Source organism: Paraburkholderia sp. EG286B (assembly GCF_040965655.1).
In the GTDB taxonomy this organism is placed as follows: domain Bacteria; phylum Pseudomonadota; class Gammaproteobacteria; order Burkholderiales; family Burkholderiaceae; genus Paraburkholderia.
Map to the genome: position 1 here is coordinate 37,693 of NZ_JBFRCF010000017.1, position 15,064 is coordinate 52,756.

At 62.8% G+C, this 15,064-nt stretch carries 18 protein-coding genes and 3 pseudogenes; 10 read left to right on the forward strand and 11 right to left on the reverse strand.

The features are described from left to right. Positions 1-143: 143 nt before the first annotated feature. A complete protein-coding gene (locus AB4Y42_RS30545) occupies positions 144-716 on the reverse strand; it encodes an isochorismatase family cysteine hydrolase (RefSeq protein WP_368689908.1) in 573 nt (190 codons plus the stop codon). Between the two features lie 388 nt (positions 717-1,104). Here AB4Y42_RS30545 and AB4Y42_RS30550 point away from each other — a divergent pair, with 388 nt between their 5' ends. Together AB4Y42_RS30550 and AB4Y42_RS30555 are read left to right on the forward strand one after the other, a co-directional pair. Next, complete coding sequence (locus AB4Y42_RS30550) at positions 1,105-2,538, forward strand: hypothetical protein (RefSeq protein WP_368696234.1); 1,434 nt, start codon at positions 1,105-1,107, stop codon at positions 2,536-2,538. 100 nt (positions 2,539-2,638) lie between these two features. Next, complete coding sequence (locus AB4Y42_RS30555; RefSeq protein WP_368696235.1) at positions 2,639-3,154, forward strand: DUF2867 domain-containing protein; 516 nt, start codon at positions 2,639-2,641, stop codon at positions 3,152-3,154. Positions 3,155-3,245: 91 nt separating this feature from the next. Here the strand turns inward: AB4Y42_RS30555 and AB4Y42_RS30560 are convergent, their stop codons facing one another. Then, positions 3,246-3,866, reverse strand: a complete 621-nt coding sequence (locus tag AB4Y42_RS30560; RefSeq protein WP_368696236.1) for an NADPH-dependent F420 reductase — start codon at positions 3,864-3,866, stop codon at positions 3,246-3,248. A gap of 153 nt (positions 3,867-4,019) precedes the next feature. Here AB4Y42_RS30560 and AB4Y42_RS30565 point away from each other — a divergent pair, with 153 nt between their 5' ends. The 4 genes and pseudogenes from AB4Y42_RS30565 to AB4Y42_RS30580 all read left to right on the forward strand — a co-directional run bounded on the left by AB4Y42_RS30565 (position 4,020) and on the right by AB4Y42_RS30580 (position 6,430). Next, on the forward strand, positions 4,020-4,472 hold the full coding sequence (locus AB4Y42_RS30565) for a winged helix-turn-helix transcriptional regulator (RefSeq protein ID WP_368696237.1): 453 nt from the start codon (positions 4,020-4,022) through the stop codon (positions 4,470-4,472). 244 nt (positions 4,473-4,716) lie between these two features. Further along, a complete protein-coding gene (locus tag AB4Y42_RS30570) occupies positions 4,717-5,619 on the forward strand; it encodes a DMT family transporter (protein WP_368696238.1) in 903 nt (300 codons plus the stop codon). Positions 5,620-5,706: 87 nt separating this feature from the next. After that, a pseudogene (locus AB4Y42_RS30575) lies at positions 5,707-5,847 on the forward strand (LysR family transcriptional regulator); the annotation flags it as partial. Between the two features lie 88 nt (positions 5,848-5,935). After that, positions 5,936-6,430 carry a GNAT family N-acetyltransferase gene (locus AB4Y42_RS30580; protein WP_368696239.1) on the forward strand — a complete coding sequence of 165 codons (495 nt, stop codon included), beginning with the start codon at positions 5,936-5,938 and terminating at the stop codon, positions 6,428-6,430. 1 nt (position 6,431) lies between these two features. Here AB4Y42_RS30580 and AB4Y42_RS30585 read toward each other — a convergent pair whose 3' ends face one another. From AB4Y42_RS30585 to gcvA, 3 genes are all read right to left on the reverse strand, one after another. Beyond that, positions 6,432-7,811: an MFS transporter gene (locus AB4Y42_RS30585; protein ID WP_368696240.1), complete on the reverse strand. Its 1,380-nt coding sequence runs from the start codon at positions 7,809-7,811 to the stop codon at positions 6,432-6,434. 34 nt (positions 7,812-7,845) lie between these two features. Next, on the reverse strand, positions 7,846-8,157 hold the full coding sequence (locus AB4Y42_RS30590) for a winged helix-turn-helix transcriptional regulator (protein ID WP_368696241.1): 312 nt from the start codon (positions 8,155-8,157) through the stop codon (positions 7,846-7,848). 130 nt (positions 8,158-8,287) lie between these two features. Beyond that, complete coding sequence (gcvA, locus tag AB4Y42_RS30595; protein ID WP_368689917.1) at positions 8,288-9,187, reverse strand: transcriptional regulator GcvA; 900 nt, start codon at positions 9,185-9,187, stop codon at positions 8,288-8,290. Positions 9,188-9,332: 145 nt separating this feature from the next. Here gcvA and AB4Y42_RS30600 point away from each other — a divergent pair, with 145 nt between their 5' ends. Then, a complete protein-coding gene (locus AB4Y42_RS30600; RefSeq protein ID WP_368696242.1) occupies positions 9,333-10,616 on the forward strand; it encodes an adenylosuccinate synthase in 1,284 nt (427 codons plus the stop codon). 15 nt (positions 10,617-10,631) lie between these two features. Here the strand turns inward: AB4Y42_RS30600 and AB4Y42_RS30605 are convergent, their stop codons facing one another. From AB4Y42_RS30605 to AB4Y42_RS30615, 3 genes and pseudogenes are all read right to left on the reverse strand, one after another. Beyond that, entirely contained in the window at positions 10,632-11,042 is a 411-nt protein-coding gene (locus AB4Y42_RS30605; RefSeq protein WP_368696243.1) for a VOC family protein, read from the reverse strand. Positions 11,043-11,100: 58 nt separating this feature from the next. Next, positions 11,101-11,316 carry a DUF3820 family protein gene (locus tag AB4Y42_RS30610; RefSeq protein ID WP_028208077.1) on the reverse strand — a complete coding sequence of 72 codons (216 nt, stop codon included), beginning with the start codon at positions 11,314-11,316 and terminating at the stop codon, positions 11,101-11,103. Between the two features lie 46 nt (positions 11,317-11,362). Next, positions 11,363-11,527, reverse strand: a pseudogene (locus tag AB4Y42_RS30615) (LysR family transcriptional regulator); the annotation flags it as partial. 28 nt (positions 11,528-11,555) lie between these two features. Here AB4Y42_RS30615 and AB4Y42_RS30620 point away from each other — a divergent pair. Further along, positions 11,556-11,741, forward strand: a pseudogene (locus AB4Y42_RS30620) (short-chain dehydrogenase/reductase); the annotation flags it as partial. A gap of 37 nt (positions 11,742-11,778) precedes the next feature. On the opposite strand, the gene AB4Y42_RS30625 reads toward AB4Y42_RS30620, so the two are convergent. Next, on the reverse strand, positions 11,779-12,402 hold the full coding sequence (locus AB4Y42_RS30625) for a glutathione S-transferase family protein (RefSeq protein ID WP_368696244.1): 624 nt from the start codon (positions 12,400-12,402) through the stop codon (positions 11,779-11,781). Between the two features lie 174 nt (positions 12,403-12,576). On the opposite strand from AB4Y42_RS30625, the gene AB4Y42_RS30630 reads away from it, so the two are divergent. Then, positions 12,577-13,236, forward strand: a complete 660-nt coding sequence (locus AB4Y42_RS30630; protein WP_368696245.1) for a glutathione S-transferase family protein — start codon at positions 12,577-12,579, stop codon at positions 13,234-13,236. A 97-nt stretch (positions 13,237-13,333) separates the two neighbouring features. On the opposite strand, the gene AB4Y42_RS30635 is transcribed toward AB4Y42_RS30630, so the two are convergent. Further along, positions 13,334-13,525, reverse strand: coding sequence for a hypothetical protein (locus AB4Y42_RS30635; protein WP_368696246.1), 192 nt, complete (start codon positions 13,523-13,525; stop codon positions 13,334-13,336). 67 nt (positions 13,526-13,592) lie between these two features. Continuing rightward, on the reverse strand, positions 13,593-14,225 hold the full coding sequence (locus AB4Y42_RS30640; RefSeq protein ID WP_368696247.1) for an ABATE domain-containing protein: 633 nt from the start codon (positions 14,223-14,225) through the stop codon (positions 13,593-13,595). Between the two features lie 124 nt (positions 14,226-14,349). Here AB4Y42_RS30640 and AB4Y42_RS30645 point away from each other — a divergent pair, with 124 nt between their 5' ends. After that, positions 14,350-15,045, forward strand: a complete 696-nt coding sequence (locus tag AB4Y42_RS30645; RefSeq protein ID WP_368696248.1) for an alpha/beta hydrolase — start codon at positions 14,350-14,352, stop codon at positions 15,043-15,045. Positions 15,046-15,064: the final 19 nt, after the last annotated feature.

Sequence of the window (15,064 nt, forward strand, 5' to 3'; positions counted from 1 at the left end):
GACACTGCGTTGACGGACTGTCTTGCGCGGTCTCGCAGCACGTCGCACTAAAGCATCACACGTTACGCGAAAGCCCCTCTCCCGAATCGAGAGGGGCTTTTTGATTGCTTCGCGGAGTTTGGGGGAGAGAAGGCAGGGATCGTCTAGGCGAGCAGCAGCAAGGCGTCCGCGAGCGAGAGTACCGTGGTGCGCGAATCGAATGCGGTGGAGAACAGGTGTTCATGTACCACCGGATCTGGGTCGTAGCAGCAGTCCTTGACCGTGTACAGGCGGAAGTCCGCGTCGCTTGCATACGCGACCGACGACAGCACAACACCGGTCGATGCAATGCCGACCATGATCAGCGAATCGATCCCGTGTGCGAGCAGTCGCGCCTGCAAATCGGTGCCGAAGAACACACTGGCCCGGTGGGCAACGATGACCGGTTCGCCAGCCCGCTGGCCCAGCTCCGGCGAGGTCTGGTCGTCGACGAAGAGACCGAGTTGCTTGATTCCTTGCCCGTTCTTGTTCAATGGGCTGACTTCCGGATAGCCCGGACTGAAGCGGAGGTTGGCGAAATAAACGCTGACGCCTTTGGTCCGCGCCGCGTCGCAGAGCTTGCGCGTATTGGCAAGCAATGCCGGCGCGACCGAAGGAAAGAGCCCGAGAATGTCGGTCTGATAGTGCATGACGAGAAGCGCGGTTTGGGCCGGCGCGATTGCCGGAATCGACTCCATTCACAATTCTCCTGTCTTTCGACACGCGGTTCCTGTTCACGACGCGAGAACGTCGAACGCGGAGAATCATCCATTGGCAAAACGACGCTCCGCTGCCGTGGAAATAGTACTTTATGTCGTCACGCATGGTTAGCCATGCAGACGAAGTATCGTCTGCGTGTCATCCTCAAGCATGAGAATGGGCGTTGACCAGGCTTCGATCGGGCCGGCTTATGCTTTTGTTGCATGATGTGCGCTTCCGAGGCTGCGACGTCGGCCCGAGCGTGGGAGAATGCATGGTCGAGTTGGACTGGACGCCATAACCTACGGTGGGTGGCGCGCGTGGTTTGTTTTGCTGTGTGTTTCCTTCACCGGGCATACGCGGCCCGACTTTCTAGCGAGTGCAATCATGCACCAGGACCTGATCAACGCCTTGACCATCATTGGCGCCATTTCCCCCGTCGGTCGCCTGAAAATCGAAACTAAATTGCGCGATCTGTCGCAGCAGGAACAATTGCAGATCGTCGCCTTGATCAAAAGCGCCGATAACCTCGCGTACTTCTGGCAGGGCAGCTGGGTGCAGGCGGCGCGCGCCTGGCTGCTGGTGCGTGTGGTCGAGTGGATCTCGCTGGGCTCGTTCGTGCCGCCCAATGACCAGACGCAGATGATCGGGTGGGTCGGGCAACTGCGCACCATGGCAGAAACGGTGGTACGCCAGCAGTTGCTCGAGCTGGTCACCGGCCGCGCCACGCTGGATGCACTGGCGCTGGCGCAGTGCAATCTCGACCGGCAGTCATGGCAGCCGAAGGTGGCCTTTACTGAACCGCTGAAGCACAACGATAACAAGTTCTGCTATCTCGTCCATGCCATGCGTCCCAGCACCGGGTTGATCGCGCCGACCAGGGACACGCTCAAAATGCACGAGTACACGGTGAAAAAGCTGGGGCGTTTCATCGAGAAGGGCAGCGACGGCACGCTAACGCTGAAATCGGCCGAGCTTTACCTGACTACCCCCAGCACGATCGAAGCCGAGATGCTCAGTTGCTCGCTGATCTGCGAAAACCGCAAAAAGCTATATGGCAACTTCAGCTTCGGTTTCATCCTCCAGGCACCGAGCACCAATATCTGTATCGCCAGTCCGAGTGATCTGGCGATTTCCAACTCCCAGGCGCGTGCCGCTGTGCTGGCCATGCAGCCCACGCCTTTGCACCGGCTGGTACAGGTGGACGCCTTCCTGGAGTCGCTGCTTGGCCTGTATCAGCAGCCGCTGAAGTCGCCGTCGCAAATCCTGGCGCTCAGTTCGCCCACCGGGCACAACGAAGTCGTGGTGCTGGGCTTTGCCGGCAAGGAGCGGGTGAAGATCGCCGGCATCTTCATCAAGGTCACCAGCAAGAACATGCTATGGCAGTCCTTCGTGAATGACGATGCCGCGCACTGCCTGCGCGGCATGATTCTGACGTGTGCCGATATGTGTGGGGTGCCCATCGTGCCGATTCAGGACGATAACGACAAATGCCCCGGCTCGGAGATCGGCTTCCACGAATGGCTGGAAGGGAGGAAGACCTCGCCGAGGCCCGGAAGCAGTCCGTCGATCCAGGCGGCGCCTTCGCTGTCGACCGCCGGTTCCTCGTCGCTGGTGCTTGGTGACACGGTTTCGGTCTACCGCGATCGGGACCTTATCCGCGAATATGACATGATCGCTATTCGTCAGGATGCCAGAATGTACTTGCAGCAAGGCATGACTCCGGAGCAGGTGCATCGGCACTTGCACGATCAAGGTGGGTTGCCGCATCAGGTGGTGGAGCGTGTGCTGGAGTTGCTGGGGCATCGCAATTACATGTGAGCGGTGTGTGCGCAGGGATCTTTGCCGGCCGTTGTGCAGGTTTGAGTCGGTCCGCATTTCGCCTGCCCCTATGACACTGGAAATATCAACAGGGGTACTCATGACAAACAAAGTCTTGCTGATTCCCACGCCGACGGCAGCAATTCGTGCGTCAGGATTGACACACATTGATTTCGCCGATGGTTATTCCGGCCAGGCAGATCGAACCTACGTCGACGCCGAACAAGCCGCGCGCGCCGTGTTCGCCGATCCGCCACACATGCTCCGAAGTCTGATGGCCTTGCGCAACGGAATCGTGGCGCCGTTCGGACTAAGGGCAAGTGTTGACTTTAGCGATCGCGGGCTCGGGAAAATTGACGTGTTTCCGATTATTTCAAGTACGGGCACAGAGGTCGTCGTCGGTGGTAACGACAAGCATCTGGATTTTCGGATCTGGATAAGCATTCAACCGAGTCCGAAGGGATCGGAAGTGACGATTTCAACGTTGGTAAAAATCAACAATCTCCTTGGACGAGCCTACTTGTTTGTCATCATGCCCTTTCATAAGCTCCTGTCTCGCTCGATGCTGCAACGGGCGGTCAATCGGCGCGAGAACGCGTCTACGGGAGCCATGTAGGTCGAGCGGAAAGTAGCCTGGGCTTGCGTCGAGCATTGAACGCCGAAGATTGCACCGGGGGCAACGCCGACAACGTCGTTGCCCCAACCGGTCAGTCAATCGTAGGCAAGACGAACCGTTCATTGAACGTAAGATTGACGCCCACGAGCGGTCCGCCGGTTTGCTGGAGCCTGCCGCCAGCCGCGAGGGAGCCGAGATCGAGGCTGTAGAAACCGATCTCCTCGATCAGGTCGCTCACCCGCTTTTTAGCGTCCGCATCGTCCCCGGACACGAAGAACGCGGTCTTGCGCTTCGACGGCGAAAAGTCAGAGATCCACGACATCGGAACCGTGTTGAACGCCTTGACGACCTTCGCTCCCGGCGCGAGATCGGCGACGATCTCGCTCGACGTGCGACCGGTGGTGTCGCCTAGCGTCAAAGGCTGAATGCTGGCAACGCGGTTGGTCGTATCCACCAGGATCCGGCCCTTCCAGTTGCCGACTGAAAACAACGCTGCCTGGACGTTCCACCATTTGGTGGCAAGCACGACGAGGTCCTGCTCGGCAGCCTCCTGCGCCGTTCCGGCGGCGGCACCGGAACCCAATTCCGCCACAAGCCCGGCGAGCGACTCAGGCCCACGCGAGTTACTAAGTACAACCTGGTGACCAACTGATAGAGCGTGTCTGGATATCGTCTGTGCGACAGGGCCGGCGCCGATAAAGCCAATTTTCATTTCGAAATCCCTTGCTGTCATGGGGTTGATTGTTCGTGGGGTGCGATCCAGCAACCGCACTCAACATACAACCCATGCTAGCCATGTTACTTGCAAAACACAAGTAAACTGGAAAATTCACTTGTAGCATGCAAGCGATGTTAAGATCCAGTCATGAAAACGACGTGCAAAGAAGACGTTCGGTCCCATTGCGCAGTGAACTACGGCGTGGAGATCTTTGGCGACAGGTGGTCGCTCCTGATCGTCCGCGACATCGTTTTCACTGGCAAGAAAACGTATGGCGAATTCCTGAAATCGGAAGAAGGAATCGCGACCAACGTCCTGGCTTCCCGCCTCGCCTTTCTCGAGGAGCAAGGCATTCTCGCGAGGGCGCCCAACCCCGACGATAGACGGAAGGACTTCTATACGCTGACCGAGAAGGGTCTGGATCTCATTCCCATCCTGCTCAACATCGCTCTTTGGAGCGCGAAGCACGATTCGAAGTCGTACTTGCGGCGACAAAAGGAGTTCGTTGCTCGATTGAATCGAAGCCCCCTGGAAGTGAGCGAAGAGATGAAGTCGCTGGTCCGCAAGGGCGGGTGTTTCTTTCCTGAGGGCGAGCAGTAAGCAAGACAGTTGGTGCGCCCAGTAGTGGTTGGACCTGGAAGTGGCCGCTACAGCTCGGCTAGGGTGATCGTCCGCTTCGGATCGACTACGGGCGCCCGCTCCGGTCCGCAATATTCTTTTCGCATACTGCGCATGCCCGCGACGATCATCGCACTCGATGGAGTGCACTCGCCGCGGCCACTTTCGCCATTTCGGCGCAGGCCATATGCGATGATGCCAATACTCCTTACATTTGCGCATCGCCATGCCATCCTCCAGCGCAACACGAACTACATCGCTTGCGCTCAACAGCGTGGCCACCATACTGGCTTCGATGTTTTGCTTTGCCGTGGTGGATGCACTGGCGAAGACGGTCGCGCTGCAATATCCCGCCAATGAAGTCACGTTCTTCCGAATGCTCTTCGGTCTGGTGCCCGCTGTGGCGATGTGCTGCCGGGGGCGCCGTTCATTAACGGAGCGCCTCGCCAACATCGACATCAAAGGGCAGACTGCGCGTGCGCTGACGCTCCTCGGCGCATCGGGACTCTTCTTTGCCGGCTTGCCTTACGTCCCATTGGGAGAAGCGGTTGCACTCGCGTATTCGGAAACGCTCATCGTCATCCTGCTCGCCCCTTTGATTTTGCGAGAGCGATTGACGGGAAGTGGCGTCGCCGCGGCGCTCGTCGGATTCTGCGGCGTGCTGCTCGTGGTGCGCCCGGGTGGCGGTCAGTCAAGCTGGCTCGGTCCATTGTTCCTTCTTCTCAGCGCTTTCTTCGGGGCGCTCTCCATCGTCCAGATCAAGCGCATACGATCTACCGACGACTCGGTGACGACGGTTCTGTTTTTCACCCTCGTAGGGACGATCGTTACCGGTCTTACTGTCGTGTTCAACTGGCGCCCCCCATCTGTGGAGGCGCTCTTGATCATGGCACTCCTTGGCGCTTTCGCGACCGCAGGTCAGATCTTGATGACGGTCGCTTTCCGCCAGGCGGACGTCGGGAAACTCGCACCGTATAACTACACGAGCATCGTCTGGGCGGCGCTATTCGGTTACGTCATTTGGGGCGAACTGCTTCAGCCCCTGTCCCTCGTGGGAATTGCACTTATCGTCGGCAGCGCCATTTCGGTTTCGGTTGGCCGGAAAGACAAGGAGGGGCCGCTCGCCTGATGAGTCATGCGCCGGCGTTCGGCCAGGACTTATGACGTCGGGTAGAAGAGGTGCATACTGCATTTTTACCAAATGAATATGCACAGTATGCACGCCGCTCTGAGACGCCTCGATCTGAACCTGCTGCTCGTGTTCGACGCCCTCTATCGCCATCGCAGCGTGGCGGCGGCGGCCGACGAACTCGCCCTGAGCGCGTCTGCGTGCAGTCACGCGCTGTCGCGCCTGCGCAGCACGCCCGCGCTGTAGACAATTCAGCACAGGGATTCGTCCCGAATCTTATGATCCGGGATTGCTATTTTGCTGATCGACGCCTTCCATGACGAACGACATCCACTTTCGCGCAGCCTCGCCAGCCGACGCTGACCGCTGCTACGAAATCGAGATCTCCGCCTACGAAGGCGACGAAGCGGCAACGCGGGAGAAAATCGCGACGCGTATCGCCCAGTACCCCGAAGGTTTCCTCGTCATGGAACGGGGCGGCCGGATCATCGGCTTCATCAACTCGGGGTGCGCCTACGATGTCGTGATGTCGGACGAAGCGTTAAAGGAACTCGTCGGGCACGACGCAGCGGCGCCAAACGTCGTCGTCATGTCCGTCGTCGTCGACCCCGCGGAGCAAAGCAAAGGCTACTCGTCGCTGCTGATGGAGACCTTCGTTGACCGCATGCGAGCGCTGGGCAAAGCCACCATCCACCTGATGTGCAAGGACCGGCACGTCGATCTGTACCGGAAGTTTGGCTACGAGTACGTGAGGCCGTCCGCATCCGACCACGGTGGCATGGCGTGGCACGAGATGATCCTCGTGCTCTGACTCAGCGATTCTGCTCGGAAACCTCTCCGGCATCGGCATCGGTCGCGCGCGCATCGTTGCGCGAAACCCCTGCGTTCCCGGCTGACGCTGTTGCCGCGCCCGTCTTCGCCGGCGGCAGCGGTCCGGCCGGCTCGTCACCGAGCAAGGGACGCTCGGGATGCACGAACAGCCATAGCAGCGCACCGCAGGCGGCCGCCGCGCCGATCACGATCATGCCGCTCGCCCAGCTGTGCGTGACCTTGACGATCAAAGCCAGCGTCATGGGGCCTGCGACGTTCGAGAGGGCCCCCCACACGTTCGTCCAGCCCGACATGACGCCGGCGAACGCGCGCCCGAGATCCTGCGTGGCCGACCACACGACCACCTGCACGAATCCCACCGCGGCAAAGGACAGGCACAGCAAGCCGATGACCATCGCGATCGAATCCGCGCGCGAAGCCGCCGTCAATGCGAGCGCGCTCACGACGAATCCGGTCATCGCAACGGGCGTGCGCGCCCGATAGATCGAGCCGGTCTTCCGAAGCAGCCAGTCGCTGAACGCGCCCGCGACGAATACCGCCACGAACACGGCGACCCAGGGCAACGATGCGTACAGACCCATCGCCTTGAGCGAGAGTCCGCGCGCACGCATGAGGTAGGTTGGCAGCCACGTCGTATAGAAGCTCTGGATCAGCACCAGCAGGAAGTACTGGACACCGAAGACCCAGAAGCGCCACCGCCTCAGGCAGCGCCTGAGCGCACCCCTGGCCGCCACGCGCTCGGGTGGCTGGCCGGCTGCGATGGACTCGACTTCTGCCTTCGTGATGAGCGGATGTGCGGCCGGCGTGTCGCGGTAGCCGAACCACCAGATCGCGCCGAGCAGCAGGCCCAGTGCGCCGAACCCGAAGAAAACGGCATGCCAGCCGAACCGCGCGATGGTCCACGCCGTGAGCGGCGCCGAGACGATCGGGCCGAGATAGAGTCCCGCGAGCAGCAGGGCGTTGCCTTTTGCGCGCTCGCGGGCCGGGATCCAGCGCTTGAGTGCGACGACGCTGCTCGACCAGTCCGCCGACTGCGCCCCGCCCAGCACGAGCCGGCAGCCGAAGAGCCAGGCGAACGAGGTGCCCAGCGGAGTGGCGAGCATCATGAGCGACCAGAGCGTGCTCGTGCCGAACAGCACCTTGCGCGAGCCGAAGCGTTCGGCAGCGCGGCCGGCCGGTATCTGCCCGATTGCATAGGCCCAGAAGTAGATCGTGAGAATCATCGACATCTCGACGATCGACAGGCCCAGTTCGTTCTGGATCGTCGGGGCCGCGACAGCCATGGCCGTGCGGTCGAGCGTCATCACGAACGTCAGTGGCGCAACGAGCAATGCCACGATCTTCCAGCGGAGATGGTTCACGGTGTGCAACATCCCTTGAATGAGAGACCGCGAATTACGCCTCGCGGTCGGCGTGATCGGGATCGGCGGCTTCGAACCCTACTGGATCGCGCTCGGCCCACTGACGCGCCCAAGCCAGCAGCGGCTGCAACGCGGCCAGAAGCTTCCTGCCTTCGGCTGTCATCCGGTAACCGCCGTCGCCATGCTCGACGAGACCGGACGCCCGCATTTCCGCGAGCCGCGTATTGAGCAGGCGGGCATTGGTGTCGCATGCTTCCTGGAGCGCGCGAAACGTCAGCGCCTCGCCGCGAAGTTCCCACAGGATCCGCAGTGCAGTACGCCGCCCGAGCAGGTCCAGTACGACCATGATCGGCCGTCCGGTGGTCGAGCCGCGTACGGGTTGTCCTGGCCGTGGAATTTTCATGCTTTACTTTTTAAAGCATCGAATCCAGGCTGTCAACCGGTGAGCGCGCAACAGGCGAGGCGCCGATCCAGCGCTATGCATGATGCGAAAAGCGCTGGCCGAGTTCGCGCAACCACGTGAGAAAGGTGTTGATCGCAGGATCGTCGAGGCGTGCTTCGCGGACATAGCTGCAGTAGCACCATGCCGGTAGGGCGGGGCCGTCGAACGGAAACACGAGACGGCCCTCTTTGACGTCGAGCGCGACCAGTGCGGTAGGACCCATTGCGATGCCCAGACCGTCGATGGCGGCTTGCAAGGTCAAATAAAAGTGATCCAGTTGCTGGGAATGGCGCGTGGCAAGGCCCGGGTGGCCGCTCGCCGCAAGCCACTCCGCCCAGAGGCCGGGATAGGTCGCCGTGTGCAGCAGGGTGTGGTGCGCCAGGTCCGCAACGCGGCGTATCGGGTGAGACTCCAGCACCCTGGGTGAACACACCGGCAGCCGGACTTCCGATAAAAACTCCTTGACCGCATACCCCGCCGACTTCTGCTCGCTGCCGCGAATCGCCACGTCGCACTCGTCGCCGAGCTTTTCGATGGGCTCATCCGAAGTCGTCAGCCGGACTTCCACCGCCGGATTGGTCAGCTGGAAGCTGGAGAGCTGCGGCAATAGCCAGCGCAACGCGAACGTCGTTGGCGCGTTGACCCTCACGATCTGCGCGCGCGTGGCCCGAAGCTGCTCACTGGTGGCCAGGGCGATGCGATCCAGCGCCGCCGATACCTCGGCCAGGTAGGCGCGCCCCGACGCGGTCAAGACGACCCTGCGGCCGCGACGCTCGAACAGGTCGAGTCCAAGCCAGTCCTCCAGTTGCCGAACCTGTCGGCTAACGGCTCCGTGCGTGACGCAAAGCTCCTCGGCCGCCATCGAAAAACTCTCCGCGCGGGCGGCGGCTTCGAATACGCGCAGGGCGTTCAACGGCGGCAGACGACGCGACATCAGCCCAAACTCCTATGTGACTTTTCCTGACAAGTCCCGTGAGTTTACATCGCTTTTCGTGGCAGCAGCGTAGCCCTATATTGAGGCCCTTTGCAGCAGTTCCGGTTCTGGATCTGTTCGATTAACTCACCAGGGGAAATCTCGCATGTCGAATGTCGTCGTGGTCGGCGCGCAGTGGGGCGATGAGGGAAAGGGCCGGATCGTGGACTGGCTCGCGGAGAAGGCGGATATCGTCGTCCGTTACAACGGTGGCCACAACGCCGGGCACACGCTGGTGGTGGACGGCCGGACCTACAAGCTGGCGCTGCTGCCCAGTGGCGTCGTGCGCGGGAAGCTGGGCCTGATCGGCAATGGCGTCGCGCTCGACCCCGAGGCGCTGTTCGCGGAAATCGACCGTATGGCGGCGCTGGGCGTGCGCGTCACGCCGGAGGTGCTGCAGATCGCCGAGACGGCCACGCTGGTCCTGCCGGTGCATCGCGCGCTCGACGCTGCCCAGGAACGGATGCGCGCGAAGCCGCTCGGCACGACCTTGCGCGGCATTGGTCCGGCATACGAAGACAAGGTCGGGCGTCGCGGCCTGCGCGTGTGCGACCTGGCCGAACCGGAACTGCTGGCCCAGAAGCTCGACGTTCTGCTCGAGCACCACAACGCCTGGCTGCGCGGCTCGGGCCAGGCGCCATTCCCGCGCGAGCCGATGCTGAGCGGCCTGCTTGCCATGGCGCCGCGCATCCTGCCGTTCGTGGGCCGCGTCTGGGAGCAGCTCGATCGCGCTCATTCGTCGGGCAAACGCGTGGTATTCGAAGGCTCGCAGGCGGTCATGCTCGATGTGGATTGGGGCAGCTACCCCTACGTGACGTCGTCGAGCACCGTTGCCGCCGGCGCGGCCAGCGGTGCCGGCATCGCGCCGTCGCAACTGGGGCGCGTGCTTGGCGTCAGCAAGGTCTATGCGACGCGGGTCGGCGAAGGCCCGTTCACGTCGGAGCTGGACGGCGCACTCGGCGACGTGCTGCGGCAGCGCGGCGGCGAGTACGGGGTCAACACGGGTCGCCCGCGCCGCTGCGGCTGGCTGGACACCGTGCAACTGCGTCAGAGCTGCAAAGTCGCGGGCATCAACCAGCTCGCGCTGACCAAGCTCGATGTGCTCGATGGCTTCGAGTCGGTGCAGCTCTGTGTGGGCTATCTGCTCGATGGGGAGCGGATCGACTACATGCCATCCACGAACGCCGAGCAGCAGCGCCTGCAGCCGGTTCTCAGGCGCTTCGATGGCTGGGCCGGTTCGACCCGGGGCATCCGCTCCTATGGCGACCTGCCGCCACAGGCAGCGGCGCTGATCGAAGCGATCCAGAACGAAGTCGGCGTGCCCGCGGCGATGGTCACCACCGGTCCTGAGCGCGACGATGCGATTGTCCTGCAGTCCCCATTCGCGTAACGCCCGAATGTCGGGCTAACCTTCGCCGGCCATCCTCGAACGGATCTCGGCAGCCGAGAGGTCGCGCTGATGGGTGGCGATCTGCCAGGTGTTTCCCCACGGATCCCTGACCATCGCGCGCCTGTCGCCGTATGGCAGGTCGGCCGGAACCTCGAGCGAGACCGCGTTTGCCGCAATCGCGCGCTGATAGGTCGAATCGGTGTCCTGAACGTAGACGTACAGAAATGCCGGCATCGGCTCGCGCAGGCCGTCCGAGCCGCTCACCATCACGACGGAATCGCCGATCCTGATTTCGGCTGGCCGGCCGTCGCGGAACGCGCCCTGCGCCTGAAACACCTTCTTGATGAAGGCGACCAGGTTCTCCGCGTCGCGTACGACGATCCGGGGCGTCACGGTGTGCCATCCATCGGGCTGAAAATTCGCCATGTCGGGCAGCCTCGCAAGAGATTCGCCCGGGCATTGTCCGCCGGGTGCCGGCTTGGCGCTAGCCGCGTTTGCGCAGCGGCTCGAGCAAGCCCTTCAGACCGTTGTGGTCCAGCTCTTGCATCAGCGCGAGCAGACGGCCGATCTCGCCCGGCGGGAACCCTTCGCGGGCGAACCAGTTGAGGTAGTGCCCCGGCAGGTCGGCGATGAGCCGGCCCTTGTATTTGCCGAAGGGCATGGCGAGGGTGACAAGGCGTTCGAGGTCTTGGGCTTGCATGACGGTATTGTGCACGGCCTCGCGTTTGCGCGCGAATGCCACTTCCGGCGCGAAGCTCGGACGGATCGAGGAAAAAGTCCCGGTTGCCGCCCATGCGCTCGACCATGAAGTTGATGAACGTCTTCACACGCAGGGACTGTTCGGTTCGATGCCGGTAGTAGATATAAATCGTGCCGTACTCGGTGACGTGCTGCATCAGCAACGGAACGAGTCAGCATCGCTGCACCGGGTACCGGCGCAACCAGCCCGGCGACCCGACGAAGCTGGCCGCCGCCTTGATCACGCTCGTCGACGCGCCGGAACCGCCATTGCGCCTTCCGCTCGGCACGGACACGCTCGCCGCCATTGCCGCGAAAAACGCTTACGTAACGCAGGAAATGCAAACGTGGCAGACGCTGTCGGCATCGACTGACTTCACTGCCTGAGTGCCCTGGCAAGTCGGCCTGCGGCCCGTGCCGTTCCTCACGGCGTCCCGTTTGCGCAATGCACGGCAAACCCGGGCCGTTCGGCCAGCCGTTCGAAATAGGCAGAAACAGCCGGCAAATGCGGATGCTCGAACGGCGTGCCGAACCAGCGGTTCACCGACAACCCGACGGGAATATCGGCAAGCGAGAATTGCGCGCCGGCGACGAACGCGCCGGTCGCCTGCAGCCGCGCGTCGAGAATGCGCATGTGCCGGGTCCAGTTCTCGATGGAAAGCGCGATTTCGCCGGGTGTCTGGTGAGCCGGCGACGCTCTGACCAGGGCGAGAAATGCATAGCTCCACGAACGGTTCAGGTCGGTCGCCTGCCAGTCCATCCATTGATCGACGCGAGCCCGCTCAACCGCATCGACAGGATAGAGATGCGCGCCGCCATAGCGCGACGCCAGATAGCGGATGATGGTGTTCGACTCCCACAGAACGAAATCGCCATCCCTGATGACCGGCACGAGCGCGTTGGGATTCAAGGCGAGGAACTCCGGCGTATACGTCGAGCGAAAGCCCGAGCCCCAATCCTCACGCTCGAAGGGGAGGTTCAGTTCGACACAGGTCCAGAGCACCTTGCGAACGTTGATGGACGATGCTTTGCCGAGGATGTTGAGCATATCGAGAGGAACGAAGAGGGAGCCGCGCCCGTGCACGATACTTCATGCATGTGGCCACGGCCATGTACAGTTCCCCGAACCTGCGCCGCTGCAGTTCCCGGCAACGCTTGCAATCCGCACGCAAGCGGTGCATGGTTCAACGACTTCCCCCGGCTCGAACCAGGAGACTCAACGATGTCGCTCGCGCTATATGGTCACCCGTTTTCCTCGTACACGCAGAAGGTGCTCATCGCGCTATACGAGAACGACACGCCTTTCGAGTTCCGCGGCGTCGGTCCGGATTCGCCCGAGCATACGGCGCAGTGGCTGCAACGCTGGCCGCTGCGCAAGTTTCCGGTGCTCGTGGACGGCGAGCGCAACGTTGCGGAAACCAGCATCATCATCGAATACCTGCAGCTCGCGCATCCCGGGCCGGTGCGCCTGCTGCCCGCCGATCCCATGGCCGCGCTCGACGTGCGCTTTCTCGACCGCTTCTTCGACCTGCATGTCATGACGTCCGTGCAGCGCGCCGTGGATGGCGCGTTGACTGGCAACCCGGCGAGGCGCGACGAAGGGCGCGCCTTCGCGGAGGAAAAGCTCGAACTCGCCTACGCATGGCTCGAAGGCCACCTCGCGGGCAAAACGTGGGCGGCGGGCGAGGACTATACGATGGCCGACTGCGCCGCGTCTTCGTCGCTTTTCTACGCGGACTGGACGCATCGCATCGCCCCGGCGTATCCCGTGCTGCGTGCCTATCGCGAGCGTCTGCTCGCGCGGCCCTCCTTCGCGCGGGCCGTGAACGAGGCGCGGCCGTATCGTCCGCTCTTTCCGCTCGGTGCGCCGGATCGCGATTGATGCGACTTCACTAAGGGATGCGAAGTATACGGGGCAGCATTGTGAAAGAGGCTTGCGCGATGCCATGCAAGCCTCTTTCGCTTTACAGACAGCGGAATCAACCCACCGAAGGCTCCCCCTCGCCGGACTGCTTGCCGGGGCGGTCGGCGGGCGACTGCTTGCGCGACTTGTCATCGCGCTCGGGCATCGCGCTGCGCTGGTCGTCGCTGTGCTCGGTATGTTTCTGCTGCGGTTTTTCGCTGGCCTGGCTGGCGCCATGTTCATGGGGCTTTGGGGTGCTGGCGGTCATCGTTCCTCTCCCGTTCCGGTAGACCCGCCTGACCCCGCAAGGCCCGCGCCCGGCGCGTGAATCGGCCCTAAGCGCTTTCGCGCTCCTTGAGCCGTTTGCGGTGCGCGGCAACTTTCGCGCGATTCCCGCAGATCGCCATGCTGCACCAGCGGCGCGCGTGCCCGCGCGTGTGGTCGGCGAACAGCAGCGTGCATTTCGGGCCTTCGCAGGCTTTCACGTGCGTGAAGTCCTGCTCGCAGACGAGTTTCGCCAGCGCCTCGGCAATGGGCATCAAGAGCGATTCCGGCGCATTCCAGCGGCGATCCACGCGGTATTCGAATGCCGCCGCGCCCTCACTGCCGGCCGCAACGACTTCGCCATAGCGGTCGTCACGCGCGAGCAACTCATTGAGCGGCGCGAGTTCGCCCAGATCGGCGCCAGCGAGCGGCCGGCCTTTTCTTTCCCGCACGAAGGACCTGAACCACTCGCGTAGCGCGCGCGCCTCGCCCGCCACGGCGTCGAACTCACCCGCGGTGAACTGCGCGCGCAGGGCGGCAAGCACCGGTGCGGGGACCATGCCCGCCTGTTCGAGCCAGGACAGCAAACCTTCGCCGTCGGCGATCCAGTCGATCGGTACGTCTACCGGTGTAGCAACCGAGTTCAGGAAGTCGAGCCCCGGCGCGTCGGCCACGAATATCGCCGGTGTGGGACGGAAGTCCATTTTCTTGCCGCAAAAGGGTAATCAGGGTGCATTCAGTGTAACCATCCAAATCGCCCTTGACAAGTTACAACTCTGGTTAGTAACCTCTAAAATATCAACAATGAGGTTACAAAAGGAGCGAGGCATGTCTCACGGCAAAACGAACGTGGTGCTGGCGCACGGCGCCTGGGCGGATGGGTCGAGCTGGAGCAAGGTGATCGAGCGGCTGAACCGGCAGGGCATCGAGGCCGTGGCAGTGCCGCTGCCGCTCGCTTCGCTGGGGGACGATGTGGCGGCGCTCGAGCGCACGCTCGAACGGGTCGAGGGGCCGGTCGTGCTGGCCGGCCACGCGTACTCGGGGGCCGTGATCGGCGCCACGCGTGCTGCGAACGTCGCGGCGCTGGTGTACGTGGCGGCGCTCGCGCCCGACGAAGGCGAAACGGTGGCCGACGTGTTCTATCGCGGCAAGACGCACCCGCAGGCACCGCAACTCGCGCCCGACCGGCACGGCTGGATCTGGCTGCCGCAGGAGGCGTTTGCGAACGCGTTCGCGCAGCACGCCACCGCGCACGAGGCGGCGGCGCTCGCCGCGATCCAGCGCCCGATTGCGGCGGCGTGTATTGGCGAAGCGGTGGCGCGGCCGCTCTGGAGAAACCGGCCGGCCTGGTTTCTCGTCGCGGGCGAGGACAGCATGATCGATCCCGCTACGCAGCGCTTCATGGCCAGCCGGATGAACGCCCAGATCCGCGTCCATGAAGTCGATCACACGCCGAGCGTCACGGCGCCCGACGCCGTGGCCGAGGTCATTGCCGAAGCCGTTCGGTCCGTCTCTTCGCGCTAAACGCGCGGTTTTCCGTTCA

Excerpts from the sequence above, each read along its gene's own strand:
- AB4Y42_RS30645 (WP_368696248.1), top strand. The coding sequence starts at position 14,350 with ATGTCTCACGGCAAAACGAACGTGGTGCTGGCGCACGGCGCCTGGGCG.
- AB4Y42_RS30590 (WP_368696241.1), bottom strand. The coding sequence starts at position 8,157 with ATGGTCGTACTGGACCTGCTCGGGCGGCGTACTGCACTGCGGATCCTG.
- AB4Y42_RS30630 (WP_368696245.1), top strand. The coding sequence starts at position 12,577 with ATGTCGCTCGCGCTATATGGTCACCCGTTTTCCTCGTACACGCAGAAG.
- AB4Y42_RS30610 (WP_028208077.1), bottom strand. The coding sequence starts at position 11,316 with ATGCAAGCCCAAGACCTCGAACGCCTTGTCACCCTCGCCATGCCCTTC.
- AB4Y42_RS30580 (WP_368696239.1), top strand. The coding sequence starts at position 5,936 with ATGACGAACGACATCCACTTTCGCGCAGCCTCGCCAGCCGACGCTGAC.
- AB4Y42_RS30600 (WP_368696242.1), top strand. The coding sequence starts at position 9,333 with ATGTCGAATGTCGTCGTGGTCGGCGCGCAGTGGGGCGATGAGGGAAAG.
- AB4Y42_RS30550 (WP_368696234.1), top strand. The coding sequence starts at position 1,105 with ATGCACCAGGACCTGATCAACGCCTTGACCATCATTGGCGCCATTTCC.
- AB4Y42_RS30545 (WP_368689908.1), bottom strand. The coding sequence starts at position 716 with ATGGAGTCGATTCCGGCAATCGCGCCGGCCCAAACCGCGCTTCTCGTC.
- AB4Y42_RS30570 (WP_368696238.1), top strand. The coding sequence starts at position 4,717 with ATGCCATCCTCCAGCGCAACACGAACTACATCGCTTGCGCTCAACAGC.
- AB4Y42_RS30565 (WP_368696237.1), top strand. The coding sequence starts at position 4,020 with ATGAAAACGACGTGCAAAGAAGACGTTCGGTCCCATTGCGCAGTGAAC.
- AB4Y42_RS30625 (WP_368696244.1), bottom strand. The coding sequence starts at position 12,402 with ATGCTCAACATCCTCGGCAAAGCATCGTCCATCAACGTTCGCAAGGTG.
- AB4Y42_RS30635 (WP_368696246.1), bottom strand. The coding sequence starts at position 13,525 with ATGACCGCCAGCACCCCAAAGCCCCATGAACATGGCGCCAGCCAGGCC.
- AB4Y42_RS30640 (WP_368696247.1), bottom strand. The coding sequence starts at position 14,225 with ATGGACTTCCGTCCCACACCGGCGATATTCGTGGCCGACGCGCCGGGG.
- AB4Y42_RS30605 (WP_368696243.1), bottom strand. The coding sequence starts at position 11,042 with ATGGCGAATTTTCAGCCCGATGGATGGCACACCGTGACGCCCCGGATC.
- gcvA (WP_368689917.1), bottom strand. The coding sequence starts at position 9,187 with ATGTCGCGTCGTCTGCCGCCGTTGAACGCCCTGCGCGTATTCGAAGCC.
- AB4Y42_RS30560 (WP_368696236.1), bottom strand. The coding sequence starts at position 3,866 with ATGAAAATTGGCTTTATCGGCGCCGGCCCTGTCGCACAGACGATATCC.
- AB4Y42_RS30555 (WP_368696235.1), top strand. The coding sequence starts at position 2,639 with ATGACAAACAAAGTCTTGCTGATTCCCACGCCGACGGCAGCAATTCGT.